This window comes from Candidatus Tisiphia endosymbiont of Beris chalybata, assembly GCF_964026555.1.
In the GTDB taxonomy this organism is placed as follows: domain Bacteria; phylum Pseudomonadota; class Alphaproteobacteria; order Rickettsiales; family Rickettsiaceae; genus Tisiphia.
On the sequence record NZ_OZ032159.1, the window covers coordinates 349,563 to 363,587 of the forward strand.

Genomic DNA, 14,025 nt, shown 5'->3' on the forward strand with positions numbered 1-14,025 from the left:
TTCGGCGCTCTCCTAGATTTACTTCAGCTTCGCTCCTCAGCCTAGCCGCAAAATCATCGGAAGAGGAGTATACTCTAGGAACTTCAAGAATTGGCGTCGTCTTGCCCTAAAGATCGAGGATGCTCACGTACTTTATAGTACGCTGCGCTGCTCGACTTTGCCACTCCTCGCTCTTCTTGAAGTTGATTCTATCGTCTACCAACTCTTCAGGTACGAGCAGTATATATACTGCTTTATTTATAAAATTAATTTGAAAATATGCAAAATTGTTTTTAGGATTTTAAAATGTTAGAACTACCTATTTTATCAATAAGTATTTGTCTGCCATTATTAAGTGGTTTATATATTCTATTATTTATAGGGCAAAGCAAGTCCTCTAATAAGCAAGTTTATGCCATCTACGTGGCAGTCTTAAGCTCTTTTCTTACTTTATTATCAACGATTTATTTATTAGTACAATTTGATAACAGCTCTTATAATTATCAATTTATTGAGCAATATAGTTGGATTAAGGCAATAGGGCTAGAATTCCATGTGGGAGTTGATGGTATTTCAGTATTTTTTATTGTTTTAACATCTTTTTTGACCTTTATTTGTATAATAGCTAGTATATTGACTATACAAAAATATATTAAAGAGTTTTTACTGTGCTTTTTATTAATAGAAGCTTTTTGTATTGGGGCTTTTGCTTCCATGAATTTGTTATTATTTTACTTATTCTTTGAAATTATTCTAGTCCCTATGTATATCATTATAGGGATTTGGGGGGGAGAGAATAGAATTTATGCTGCCTTAAAGTTTTTTCTTTATACATTTTTTGGTTCAGTATTTTTCTTGCTTTCATTAATGTATATTTATAGTCAATTACATAGTTTTAATATCGTGACTCTGAACGTTTTAGTTCCCTTATTGCCCTTATCAATACAGAAAATATTATGGTTAGCCATTTTTGTGGCTTTTGCGATCAAAGTTCCAATGCTCCCATTTCATACATGGCTTCCTGATGCGCATGTGCAAGCTCCAACTGCGGGTTCGGTTATTTTAGCTGGTATATTACTAAAACTCGGCGCCTATGGTTTTTTACGGGTATTATTACCAATGTTTCCAGTTATATCTCAAGAATTTGCCTTTTATGTATTAGTGCTCAGTGTATTTGCAGTAATATATAGTTCACTTGTGGCCCTGGCGCAAAAGGATATGAAAAAGATGATAGCTTATTCATCAATAGCCCATATGGGTTATGTCACTGGAGGAATTTTTAGCCTAACAGAAGAAGGAATTAAAGGAGCAATATTTCAAATGCTTAGCCATGGGATAGTAGCTTCTTCGCTATTTTTAATAGTCGGTACTTTATATGATAGACTACATACTAAGGAAATATCGCAATATGGGGGAGTAGCCGATAGGATGCCTGTGCTAGCAGTATTTTTTATGATTTCTATGCTGGCCTCCATAGGATTACCAGGAACTAGTGGTTTTATAGGGGAATTTTTATCTATAGTCGGTATTTATAAATTTAATATGGTTATAGGGGGCGTTATAGCAATCGGTATTGTGTTAGGAGCAATTTATATGCTTAAATTATATAAAGAGGTGATGTTAGGGCCAACAAATAATGAACTGGTAAACAAAATGGAAGACTTAACTTACTATGAAATATTAACTATTGCTCCTCTGTGTACTATCATTATTTATCTAGGGCTTTATCCAACTATAATTATGAATATGCTGCATATTTCTGTGGATAAAATTTTATTACAATATATTTCTTATGGTTATTAGGTTCTGTAAAGGAAATTTTTATAGCTTGATTTATGCGTATTTTATCTGCAAAATGGTCTACCAACTCTTCAGGTACGAGCAGTATACAGGTAGGCTTAATAAAATTTTGAGCATTAATTTCCTTTTTAAATTTTAATCAATTTTTAGTATTTTAAATCTCTACCCTGTCAGTTTGATGTTTATTGCTTGTAATAGTAAGGCAACTATTGTAAAACCATAGATATAGGTCTAAAGAGGAACGAAAAATGGGAAGGAAATCCAATACTAATAACACCGCTGCAAGGGAAACCGAAATGGAAAGAGAAAAACGTTTAGATCGGGAAGAGTCAGCTAAAAAACTAAAAGCAATCATATTTGTTGTGGTGCCTCTTTTAATCGCATTTTTAGTATTCAGCTACTTTTTTCTTAACTCCATAGAAGAAAAGAGTAAAATGTTAGAAACGCAAACAAGTGGGGGAAGTGGTACAGAAGGGTCACAAGATAAATAAACTACTTCTATTATAAATTTACGACTGAGTGAGTCAAGATTATAGTAGAGAATAAAACGGCATTGCCGATAAATAGTTGATGCCTGAGCATTGTCATTGCGAAAAGGCCAGAAGGCTTATGAAGCAATCTCGAAAAATCCTGCAAACAAACCAATGTTTCCTGGATTACCGCGCTACGCTCGCTTAGCTCATAACGTTTACGGTATCCAAGCACAATCTTTGATCGCCATCAACTATTTATCGGCAATGCCAATAAAATAGGAGGTGAATTTATATATGAGCCAATATGAGCAAGCCATTGATGTCTCATGGCATCAAGGGGATATTGACTGGGAGAAAGTAAAAAATGCGGGCATTAAGCATGTGATGATTAAGGCGACCGAAGGGTTTACTATCCAAGATCATAAGTTTTTATATAACTGGGCAAAAGCTCAAGAAAACGGCATCCACCCTAAAGCTTACCATTATTTTAAAGCACTCTCAAGCACTCCTACCGAGCAAGGAGTAAATATTAGCAAGGTCTTAGGGCAGTGCGGCTTTAATAACGATAAAGACATATTAGCCATTGATATAGAAGAGGGAGGCAATCAGCGCGCCACCGCTATGCAAATAGCGCATAATCTTTATGAGTTAATAGTAGATCTAGAAAGCAAGCAAATTAGAAATATATACATTTATTGTAGTAATAATTATTGGGAAAATCATGTCAATTGGCAGGCTTATGATTTTAGTAAATATCCCTTGTGGATAGCCTCCTGGCACGACCCCAATGACCTTCCTCTCTCCCCCCAAATTCCCACTACCTGGCAAAATAAAGGCTGGGCTTTTTGGCAATATTCTGACCATGGTAAAATTGATGGAATTGACGGTTATGTCGATTTAGATTTTATAAAAAGTTGAAATATTATTATATGTTTTTTATTGCTTATGCTACGCTAAATTCCTAAGGGATTTGCAAGGTAAATAATAACTTATAGAGAGAAAGATATTATGGGAAATGAAGAAGATATTAAACGCATATTAGAATTAATGCGTACTACGCCACTAGTAGAACTAGAGGAGCAATGGTCTCAGTTTTCACGACAGGTTGACTTCTCCACAATGCATGAGGAAGAATTAGTCAATACAGTTAAGGGAAGCGGTATAAATCTTGATATGATTAGTACCGATAGACAGACGTTTTTATTATGGTCAATACGCGCGGCAGTACGCACAGGGCAGGAGAGGCTGACTAGAATATTATTGAAAGCTGGGGCTAATCCCAATCTCTCTATAGATAACAAGTGGATATTAAGTAGCTCAATAGAGTATATAGAGGATATGCGCCACTTGATAAGCCCGGTTGCTCAAGATAGGGCATTTAAAAAAATAGTGGAGTTGTTGATTGAACATAATGCGGACGTAGAGTCTGCTGTGAAGCACAGTAATTTGTTTCATAATACGGATCATAAATTACTCAAGCTACTCCTTAGTAAATGTAGTCCGGAATTTATCAAAGATAATATAGATATTGGTCTTGCTCCAAATGGTAACATTCCCTTAATAAGTGCAAATTTTGAGAAGGCACAAATCTTGCTTGAATACGGTGCGAATCCTAATGCTGTAAATCTACAAGGTAATAATGCTTTACATATGGCTGGAAACCTCAAAAAAGTACAAATCTTACTTAAACATGGTGCGAATCCTAATGCTGTAAATCTACAAGGTAATAATGCTTTACATATGGCAGCTATGCATGATATCATACCAGACCATATTGCCATATTAGAATTACTAATTAACAATAAGGCTGATATAGGGGCTAGAAATGTAGATAGAAACACTCCTTTCGATTTAGCAAGAGAGAAGTTTTATTCTATACACCCAGTCGCTAAGTTAATCCGTGATTATGAAGCAAGAATAGATGTAGTAGCTAATAATGTAATTCGTCGTATAAACGGAGAAGTATTGTCGACTCAAGAGCTGGATGAATTTGTACATATTAATAATATTCAACCACAGTTGTTAGTTGCAAAAATAGGAGAGAAAAATAGTGCTATTGATGCTTCAAAGGAGATCAAGAAGTTAGAGAACTATAGGTCAGAGAATTTTGGCCGCCTTAGTCGGATACATGCAAGAGCAATACCACAGAAAGAGAATAAGGATGAACCGAGCCTTGCTGATCTTGCTAGAGAACCTGCCTTATTCCGCCAAATTTTTCAGCATCTTCAATTCGCCCATATAAAGACTTCTACCTCTACGCCAGGCAGTTCGCATACTACGCAAGCAGCGCGTAGAAATCAGGCACCTTCAACTTCCCGTGGTGGTGGTAACGGGGGAAGGAAAGTGTAAAAGGGAAATTTATAGCTCTTCCAAGCTCCACCTAGCTTTTGGGCAAAAATTTAAAGGACTAGAGAGATTATTTTTCATTCTCTCTAGTCCGGCAAAAGCAATCATCGCCGCGTTATCTGTGCATAGTTGGGGCGGTGGTACTATAAATTGGTAGCCTAGCTTTTCTGCCTGGGCCTTTAGAATAGTGCGAAGGTAATGATTTGCTGCCACCCCCCCAGCTATAACAAAAGTTTTTTGTTTTAAAGTAAATTCTTGCATAAATGTTTGATACATGAGGGCACTATTATGCATTTTTGCTACTAGGATTTCGCCCACCACATACTGAAAGCTGGCCGCTATATCATTAATTTCCTTCTCTCCTATGGGCAGTAATTTTGAGATTAATATCCGCACCGCTGTTTTTAAACCAGAAAACGACATATTACAATTATGTTGATTTATAATAGGTTTAGGTAAAGCATATTGATACGGATTACCAAATTTTGCTCGCGCTTCAATTTCCGGCCCACCCGGGAACGGTAAATTTAGCATTTTTGCTACTTTATCAAACGCCTCCCCAACGGAATCGTCAATAGTTTGACCTAAAATTTTATACTTGCCCAGATCCTGTACGGCAATAAATTGGCTATGCCCTCCTGAGACTAATAGGAGTAAATAAGGATAGGTAACGTCATTAGTTAATCTACAGGTCAGTACGTGACCCTCAAGATGATTAACCGCAATAAACGGTTTGTCGAGCACGCTAGCAAGTGTCCTACCAAACATTGATCCCACTATTACTCCGCCAATTAAGCCAGGGCCAGAAGTAGCAGCAATCCCATCAATCTGTAATAGGGTCAATCCAGCTTCTCTTAAGGCAGCAGCTAGCGCTTTTGCTAAATTATGCAAGTGAGATCTAGCAGCAATTTCAGGTACCACCCCTTGAAATAGTTCGTGCTCTTTATTTTGGGAAATAACAATGTTTGATAAAATTTTCCTATTTGCCGTTACTATCGCTACGCCAGTATCATCACAACTTGATTCAATACCTAATATATTAATAGAGCCTTCCAGATTATTTAAGTTTTTCCTTTAATAAGCTATTAACTAAAGTAGGATTTGCTTTACCTTCAGTTTTTTTCATAACCTGCCCTACAAAAAAGCCAAATAATTTTTCCTTCCCGCTTTTATACTCAGTAACAGCATCAGTATTGTTTAATAGTATTTCATCAATTATAGAGGATAGAAGGTCAGGATCAGAAAGCTGAATTAAAGCTTTCTCTGTGATAATCTCTTGGGCAGTTTGACCTGTTTCAAACATGGTTTCAAAAACTATTTTGGCAATTTTGCCAGAAATTACTCCCTCTTCTATTAATTTTACCATTTGCGCCAGCATCTGGGGGGTGATCTTACATTCACTTAAATTTATTGAATATTTATTAAGTTGCCCAAATAATTCACTAATAATCCAGTTAGCCAGTATTTTAGGGCTACACAGCAGAACGGCAGACTCAAAATATTGGGTGACGAGCTCATCAGCCGCTAGCACTTCTGCATCATAGTTGCTTAAGCCGTATTCTGCTTTATATCTTTCAATTTTCTCATCAGGCAGTTCAGGTAATTCTGCCGCTAATTTATTAATTAGCTCTTCGGATAGAATTAAGGGTAATAGATCTGGGTCAGGAAAATAACGATAATCATGTGATTCTTCTTTTAAACGCATGGTCCTAGTTTCCCCAGTATTATCATCAAATAATCTGGTTTCTTGTAGTATTACCTGCCCTTTTTCAATTAAATTTACTTGTCTGTTTGCTTCAAACTCAATAGCTCTCATAATATTACGAATAGAATTTAAGTTTTTAATTTCACATCTTACTCCCAATTCGGCCCCGGGCAGCCTAACAGATACATTAGCATCACACCGTAGAGAACCTTTCTCCATATCTCCATCACAACTTCCTATATAACGTAGTAACGTCCTAAGCTTACGAACAAATTCTGCAGCTTCTTCAGGTGATTTAAGATCAGGCTCACTCACAATTTCCATTAACCCTATACCCGCTCTATTCAAATCAATAAAAGTATAATAAGGTGATTGATCATGTATGGATTTCCCAGCATCCTGTTCTAAATGTAATCTATTAATTCTAATTCTTTGTATGCCACGTTCTTGGGTAGATATATCTAAATAACCGTCTTGTACAATGGGATTATAGAATTGAGAAATTTGATAGCCAGCTGGTAAATCAGGATAAAAATAATTTTTACGATCAAAACGGGAGTGTAAATTAATTTGAGCATTAAGTCCAAGACCAGTCTTAATTGCTTGATGGACACAATACTCATTTAATACTGGTAGCATCCCTGGCATAGCCGCATCAATTAAAGACACTTGCGAGTTAGGAACTGCGGCAAATGCGGTTGAGCTGGAGGAAAAAAGCTTGGATTTAGAAGAAATTTGCGCATGAATTTCTACACCTATTACATATTCCCATGTGCCTGTATTGCCAATAATATAAGACATTTTAAATCCTAATATAACCTCAATTTGATATAAAAATATTAGACTTCCTGCATAAGTCGATCTAGTGGGTGTCGAGCTAGCGGGTAATTTTGTTGTCAAAACGCGGCCTGACGCTCCTCATGTACATTTGAGTATGCAAGTGCAGCTCGGCTTCGTTTTTCCTAAAAATCTCTCCTCTATTTTCGACTTATACAGGAAGTCTATTTTATCAAATCTGTTTGTTTAAATAATAGAGTTCTTGCATAGTTAAAACAATTCTATCTATGCATTTTACCTGACCTTGTGTAAGTAAAATTTATATCCTGCACCCCTCGCTCTATAGAAGCTGCGACTCGCAATGTATCATATTCATTTAGAGGTTTACCTATTACTTGCATACCAAGCGGTAATCCGCGCGCCGATAAGCTCACTGGTACAGAACAGCATGGCAGGCCTGCAAGGCTAGGCGGAATAGTAAATAAATCATTTAAATACATTGTCACCGGGTTATCTTGTTTTGTCCCTAAATCAAAAGCTTCAGTGGGAGTGGTGGGTAAAATTATTGCTTCCACTTCTTTAAAAGCTTTCTTAAAATCATCAGCGATCAAATAGCGTATTTTTTGCGCTTTTAAATAATAGTCATTTATAAATGAGGAGGAAAGCAAATATGTACCGATCATAATACGTCTTTTAACTTCCGCGCCAAAACCAGTGGTTCTAATTTTTTCATACATTTGATCAATAGATGTAGCCTCGCCCTCTATCTGAAGCCCATATCTTATACCATCATATCTTGATAAATTCGAGGAAGTTTCGGCAGGTGCTATAACATAATAAGCAGCTAAAGCATATTTAGAATAGGGCAGGGAGATATCCTTAATCTCTGCTCCCTCATTTTTCAAAATATCAATAGTTTTGTTCCACATTCTCAGAATATCTGGATGCACTCCCTCTTGCTGCATGAGATCCAAAGGAATACCTATTTTTGTTCCTTTTATACTTTTTTGGCAAGCAGATTGTAATTCTGGTACTGCAGAATTAATAGAAGTGGAATCTTTCTCGTCAAACCCCATCATTACCTGTAACATTAACGCAGCATCTTCTACCGTTCTAGTTAATATTCCCGCATGATCAAGAGAGCTAGCAAAAGCTATCATCCCATACCTAGAGCACCGCCCATAGGTTGGCTTAAATCCTACAATTCCTGTATAACTAGCTGGTTGACGTACCGATCCCCCCGTATCGCTACCTAGGGCAGCCATAGCTAAAAACGCGCTAACGGCCGCTGAGGATCCCCCAGATGAGCCCCCAGGTACCAACGGAGTGGAGGGAGCATCTATCGCCTTCCAAGGGCTAATAACAGGCCCAAAATAACTAGTAATATTAGCTGAGCCCATAGCGAACTCATCCATATTAGCTTTCCCTAGAATTACTGTACCATTATTTTGAATTCTATGACTCACAGTAGATTCATAAGTTGGAATAAAATTACTAAGCATTTTGGAGCCAGCAGTGGTTAATATCCCTTTTGTACAAAACAAATCTTTTATAGCTACAGGAATACCTTCTAATGGTCTTGCAGTACCATTAAGATAATTTTGATCAGAACTTTTAGCTTGCTCTAGCGCTATATCGATTGTTTCAGTAATATAGGCATTTAATTCTTTTTGCTTGAGCATCTCATCAATATGGGCCTGCGTCAACTCAGTAGAGGTAACTTCTTTGCTCTTTAAAGCTTTGAGAGCTTGGGCTATAGTTAATTTGTTTATTTCGCGCATATACTAATATATTTTACTCCACTACTTTTGGTACTATATAACACTTCATTTTTCGTACAATGTTACCTTGTGCTTCAGGAAGATTAGCAAATAATTGCTCAGAAATATCCTCCGACACTATCTCATCCTTCCGCATTCGTTGCTCCATATCACAAACTGAGCTTAATGGTTGAACATTATCGCAGTCTATTTCTTTAAACACGTCGATCATCTGCATGATATTAGACAACTGGTTAGCATAAGTGTCTAATTCTTCTTGAGTTAACTTAAATTTTGCTAACTTTGCTATTTTTTTTAATTCTTCATCTGTAATCATTGAATATTGCCTGAAAATATAAAAACTGTCACTCGTACTCCTCTAAGAGAAATCAAAGAATTCGTGCACATTAGATCATTGCTCATTGCCACTTCTAAAAGCCGCATGGTATTGGGGTGTCTTTCATTTCAAATAGTCAATATCTCCTGTTCTTTTTGTTTAACTTGTAAATCTATTTTATTAGAATATTCGTCAGTTAATTTTTGTATTTCTTCGGACAGGTGATGGTGATCATCTTTGGTAATAGTATTATCTTTTTCTAACTTTTTTAATTCCTCATTTCCATCTCTTCTAATATTGCGCAAAGCAATTTTAGCATTTTCGCCATATTTGTAGGCAAATTTTACTAATTCTTTACGTCGTTGCTCAGTAAGAAGAGGAACAGTAATTCTAATTAATTGCCCATCCGAGGCAGGAGTGAGACCTAGATTGGCCTCAACAATAGATTTTTCTACTGCTTTTACCATAGTTTTATCCCATACTTGTATTGCAAGAGTTCTAGCATCAGGGGTGGAAAGGCTAGCTACTTGCGCCAAAGGCATTTTGCTCCCATATGCTTCTACTTGTATAGGGTCAAGTAAGTTAATAGAAGCTCTGCTGGTGCGTAAGCCTTGTAGCTCATGATCTAAAATTTTCATTGAGCTATCCATTTTTGATCTTAACTCTTTAGATATGGTTTTGTCCATAATTTTTCTCTCTTACTAGTGAACTAATAGTTAGCATATTAACTTGCTTGAATTTTAGTATAATCTCCTTGCTCGCGCAGTACTCTTGCAAAATTACCTTTCTCTTTAATAGAAAATACCATGATTGGTAAGTTATTTTCCCTAGCCACAGCCACAGCCGCAATATCCATGACTTGTAAATTATTATTTAAAAGATTAGCATAACTTATAGTATCGTATTTAATAGCATTAGGATATTTAGCAGGATCCGCATCATATACCCCTTTTACCTTAGTGCCTTTTAGTAGTAAATCACAGTTCATTTCAATTGCACGTAACACACCTGCACTATCGGTAGTACAAAAGGGATTACCAGTTCCTCCAGCAAAGATTACTACTCTTCCTTTTTCTATATGTCTTTTTGCTTTGCGACGTATATAAGGTTCACAAACACTCATCATAGGGATGGCAGATAAAACCCTAGTAAAAATTCCTAAACTCTCCATAATATTTTGTAAAGTCAAGGCATTTATTACTGTAGCCAGCATCCCAATATAATCGCCAGCGGCTCTTTCCATACCGAACTGAACATCGGTGCCCCGGTAGATATTACCCCCTCCTACCACAATTCCAACCTGTACACCAAGTTGGATTGCTTCTTTTATATCTTCAGCTATCCGGATAATTTCAGCATATTCATGACCATATTGCTTATCTCCCATTAAGGCTTCGCCAGAAATTTTTAGTAACACTCGCTTATATTTAAGAGATGACATATCTACTTTTACCTGTGACCACTAGATCGACTTACACAGGAAGTCTAAGCGATAGGTTGGTCTTTACACTATAAGTACAAAAAACAAATTACTTGAAGTATAATTTTTGTCAAGTTTTCTTCTTACTTAAAGGGAATATAATAAAAAATTAGAGCTCACCTACATATAACATTGCCCTAATCATTACATAGCAACCTGCACAAAGGCTAGACTTCTTTCGAAACTATACTTCCGACAGTTTTCGTGCTTCATCATCCGAAATTAATGCTTCAATAAATTCATCTAACTGTCCGTTTTTTACTACTTCCTCTATTTTATAGAGAGTTAGATTAATACGGTGGTCCGATACCCTTCCTTGGGGGAAATTATAGGTGCGAATTCTTTCAGAGCGATCCCCAGACCCAACTTGACCTTTACGCACTTCTGCTCTCTCCATATCTTTTTTATGGCGCTCCGCTTCATAAACCCTAGAACGAAGAATTTTCATAGCTTTTGCTTTATTTTTATGCTGTGATTTTTCATCTTGGAGAGCCACTACAATTCCAGTTGGGAGATGGGTAATCCTTACAGCGGACTCGGTAGTATTGACGTGCTGCCCTCCTGCGCCTGATGCCCGGTAGGTATCAATCCTCAAATCTTTATCATCAATTTTAATATCTACCTCCTGCGCTTCCGGTAATACTGCCACGGTAGCAGCAGAGGTATGTATCCTCCCACTAGATTCCGTCTCTGGTACTCTTTGTACGCGGTGCACTCCTGATTCAAATTTAAGCTTAGAAAATACTGCTTTCCCTTTTATTAATGCTGAGGCTTCTTTATACCCTCCAATTCCTGTATCGTTGATTGATAATATTTCAACCTTCCAATTTTTTAGCTCAGCGTATCTTAAATACATATTAAATAAGCTGGCCGCAAATAATGCAGCTTCTTCTCCACCTGTACCCGCTCTAATTTCAATAATAGCATTTTTGGAGTCTGCGGCATCCTTAGGTAATAAGGATAATTTTACTGCTCGCTCAAGCTTAGGGATAAGATTTTCTAATTGACGTATTTCCTCATTTATCATATTTCCAGTATCATTATCAAGATCGGCTTCATTCAGCATCCCCTTAGTATCTTGAAGATCAGAAATAGCTCTATTATATTTAGTAATGGTTTCCACAATTTCTTCTAAATCTGCATATTCTTTGGAAGCTTTGATAAATTCTTCTCCAACTATCCCGCTAGCTAGTTTCTTGGATAGTTCCTGGTATTTATTGAGAATTTTTGTTAGATTATTAGAAAAGCTCATACTAATATGTTTTTGGATAAGGAAAATAGGATATAAAGGATAAAAGAAAACAGACCTAGTAGGCTTATATCAACATTAAAGCAGGGCTTTCTATAAATTTCTTAAATGCCGCTAAAAACTTGGCTCCTATAGTACCATCAATCACCCTATGATCTGCGGATAAGGTAACATCCATGATAGTGGAAATTTGTATTTGATCATTTCTGACTACAGGGCGCTTGGTACTTGCCCCTACTGCTAAAATACAGCTCTGGGGGGGGTTAATAATGGCGCCGAAATTTTTAATATTATACATTCCGAGGTTAGAGACGCTAAAACTCCCTCCCTGAAATTCAGCAGGTGATAGTTTGTTGTCTCGCGCTTTTTGAATCAATGATTGTAATTCAAGGGCTAAAGATATAATATCCTTTTGATCTGCGTTCCTAACTATTGGAGTGATCAAACCATTATCTATTGCAACAGCCACGGCTACATCTACGTTATTATAATAGCGGATAGCTGCCTCATCCCAGCTAGCATTTGCTTCAGGTATATGCTTCAAAGCGTTAGCTACTGCTAAAATAATAAAGTCATTAAGTGAAGTTTTAATATTTCTATCTTCCATCAAAGATTTATTGATATCCTCCCTCAAGTCAAGTAGCTTATCCATATTACACTCTATTGAAAGGTAGAAATGAGGGATAGTTAATTTAGAGTCAAGTAAACGCTTAGCAATAATCTTACGGATATTATTATTGGGTAGTAACCTATATTCCTCATTATTTCTTTTTAAGTCTACAATTTGATTACTACTGGTTCTCCTGGAAGAATAAGAAATTATATCTTGTTTTATTATTCTGCCTTGAGGACCGCTACCTTGTAGTTTTGTAAGGTCTATATTTTCAAGAACTGCCAGTCTTTTAGCTAAAGGCGAGGCAAATACTCGAGAGGTCTGATTAATGGGGAAGGGAGGAGGAGGGTCAATCGCTATTACTTGCTCTGGTGTTATTAGTTTCCCTTGGTTTACTAGTTTAGTTTCTGCGCTTGGAATTGTTAAAGGGGCGGAATTATTTTGGAGAATCAAATTATCTATTGCTGCGCTATCTTCTCCTTCCTCAAGTAGTACAGCTATCAGAGAATTTACTGGAACATTTTCTGTTCCCTGAGGGATAATAATTTTACTTAAAATCCCTTCTTCTACGGCTTCTATTTCCATAGTAGCTTTATCCGTCTCTATCTCGGCTATAATATCCCCAGGAACAATTTTATCTCCTTCCTGTTTGAGCCACTTGGCAATATTCCCTTCTAGCATTGTAGGAGACAAGGCAGGCATTAAGATTTTTATTGGCATAAGTATCAATTCTTATTTAGTGAGTTTTTAAGGGATCAGGGCTGACTAGCATTGTTATCTGCTTACCTTCCATTTTAGGTGCTGAATCTATTTTAGCAATACCCTCAAGATCTAGGGTTATACGAGCAAATAGTTTCATGCCAATATCATTATGGATAATTTCTCTACCTTTAAACCATAAAGAAATTTTTACTTTATCTCCTTCTTTTAAAAAATCCTTTATTTTCCGAAGTTTTATTTCAAAATCACCTTGGCTGATATTTGGCTTAAACTTCATTTCCTTCAGAACAATTGCTTTTTGTTTTTTCTTAGCATCATGAATACGCTTTTTATTTTCATATTTATATTTACCAAAATCTAAGATTTTACATACGGGTGGTTCCGCATTTGGAGAAATTTCTACTAAATCTAAATTAGCTTTTTCTGCGCGCTCTAAAGCGTCTCTAATGCTAACGATTCCAAGCATTTCACCATTTTCATCGACTAAACGAACTTGACTAGCCCTAATTTCCCTGTTAGCCTTCGGAAAATTACTGCTTTTAACTCCAAAAATAACACATCTCCTTAATTATTGTTAAATAAATTATACCTCTACTAGCTTCTGTAAGCATTTCTATATAATTAAGTAGATTTTTAAGTATTTTTACTCGCTAAGCTGCAGCGCACTAGGGATGCATGAGAATTCGAGAACGAAAATAACAACGAAATCGACCATTAGATAGAAAGGTTTATAGAACCTAATTTCTAAGAGATATATCCCTCAAAATTTATGCAATTTAACTTACT

The 14,025-nt window shown here is 36.4% G+C and carries 13 protein-coding genes; 4 read left to right on the forward strand and 9 right to left on the reverse strand.

What is annotated here, in order from left to right; translation table 11 throughout:
- Positions 1-285 precede the first annotated feature (285 nt).
- The 4 genes from AAGD44_RS01735 (at position 286) to AAGD44_RS01750 (ending at position 4,601) form a co-directional block, all read left to right on the forward strand.
- Entirely contained in the window at positions 286-1,782 is a 1,497-nt protein-coding gene (locus AAGD44_RS01735; RefSeq protein ID WP_341764318.1) for an NADH-quinone oxidoreductase subunit M, read from the forward strand.
- 245 nt (positions 1,783-2,027) lie between these two features.
- Positions 2,028-2,270 carry a hypothetical protein gene (locus tag AAGD44_RS01740; protein ID WP_341764319.1) on the forward strand — a complete coding sequence of 81 codons (243 nt, stop codon included), beginning with the start codon at positions 2,028-2,030 and terminating at the stop codon, positions 2,268-2,270.
- Between the two features lie 276 nt (positions 2,271-2,546).
- Positions 2,547-3,170, forward strand: coding sequence for a glycoside hydrolase family 25 protein (locus AAGD44_RS01745; protein ID WP_341764320.1), 624 nt, complete (start codon positions 2,547-2,549; stop codon positions 3,168-3,170).
- A 90-nt stretch (positions 3,171-3,260) separates the two neighbouring features.
- Complete coding sequence (locus AAGD44_RS01750) at positions 3,261-4,601, forward strand: ankyrin repeat domain-containing protein (RefSeq protein WP_341764321.1); 1,341 nt, start codon at positions 3,261-3,263, stop codon at positions 4,599-4,601.
- Positions 4,602-4,610: 9 nt separating this feature from the next.
- Here the strand turns inward: AAGD44_RS01750 and tsaD are convergent, their stop codons facing one another.
- The 9 genes from tsaD to infC all read right to left on the reverse strand — a co-directional run bounded on the left by tsaD (position 4,611) and on the right by infC (position 13,792).
- A complete protein-coding gene (gene tsaD, locus AAGD44_RS01755; RefSeq protein ID WP_341764647.1) occupies positions 4,611-5,594 on the reverse strand; it encodes a tRNA (adenosine(37)-N6)-threonylcarbamoyltransferase complex transferase subunit TsaD in 984 nt (327 codons plus the stop codon).
- A 61-nt stretch (positions 5,595-5,655) separates the two neighbouring features.
- Positions 5,656-7,104 carry an Asp-tRNA(Asn)/Glu-tRNA(Gln) amidotransferase subunit GatB gene (gene gatB / locus AAGD44_RS01760; RefSeq protein ID WP_341764322.1) on the reverse strand — a complete coding sequence of 483 codons (1,449 nt, stop codon included), beginning with the start codon at positions 7,102-7,104 and terminating at the stop codon, positions 5,656-5,658.
- 257 nt (positions 7,105-7,361) lie between these two features.
- Positions 7,362-8,861, reverse strand: coding sequence for an Asp-tRNA(Asn)/Glu-tRNA(Gln) amidotransferase subunit GatA (gatA, locus tag AAGD44_RS01765; RefSeq protein WP_341764323.1), 1,500 nt, complete (start codon positions 8,859-8,861; stop codon positions 7,362-7,364).
- A gap of 13 nt (positions 8,862-8,874) precedes the next feature.
- Entirely contained in the window at positions 8,875-9,177 is a 303-nt protein-coding gene (gatC, locus tag AAGD44_RS01770; protein WP_341764324.1) for an Asp-tRNA(Asn)/Glu-tRNA(Gln) amidotransferase subunit GatC, read from the reverse strand.
- A gap of 128 nt (positions 9,178-9,305) precedes the next feature.
- Complete coding sequence (gene frr / locus AAGD44_RS01775; protein WP_341764325.1) at positions 9,306-9,863, reverse strand: ribosome recycling factor; 558 nt, start codon at positions 9,861-9,863, stop codon at positions 9,306-9,308.
- 38 nt (positions 9,864-9,901) lie between these two features.
- Complete coding sequence (gene pyrH, locus AAGD44_RS01780; protein ID WP_341764326.1) at positions 9,902-10,618, reverse strand: UMP kinase; 717 nt, start codon at positions 10,616-10,618, stop codon at positions 9,902-9,904.
- Positions 10,619-10,841: 223 nt separating this feature from the next.
- Positions 10,842-11,909: a peptide chain release factor 1 gene (gene prfA, locus AAGD44_RS01785; RefSeq protein ID WP_341764327.1), complete on the reverse strand. Its 1,068-nt coding sequence runs from the start codon at positions 11,907-11,909 to the stop codon at positions 10,842-10,844.
- A gap of 64 nt (positions 11,910-11,973) precedes the next feature.
- Positions 11,974-13,239, reverse strand: coding sequence for a pyruvate dehydrogenase complex dihydrolipoamide acetyltransferase (locus AAGD44_RS01790; protein WP_341764328.1), 1,266 nt, complete (start codon positions 13,237-13,239; stop codon positions 11,974-11,976).
- Positions 13,240-13,255: 16 nt separating this feature from the next.
- Positions 13,256-13,792, reverse strand: a complete 537-nt coding sequence (infC, locus tag AAGD44_RS01795; protein WP_341764648.1) for a translation initiation factor IF-3 — start codon at positions 13,790-13,792, stop codon at positions 13,256-13,258.
- Positions 13,793-14,025 lie beyond the last annotated feature (233 nt).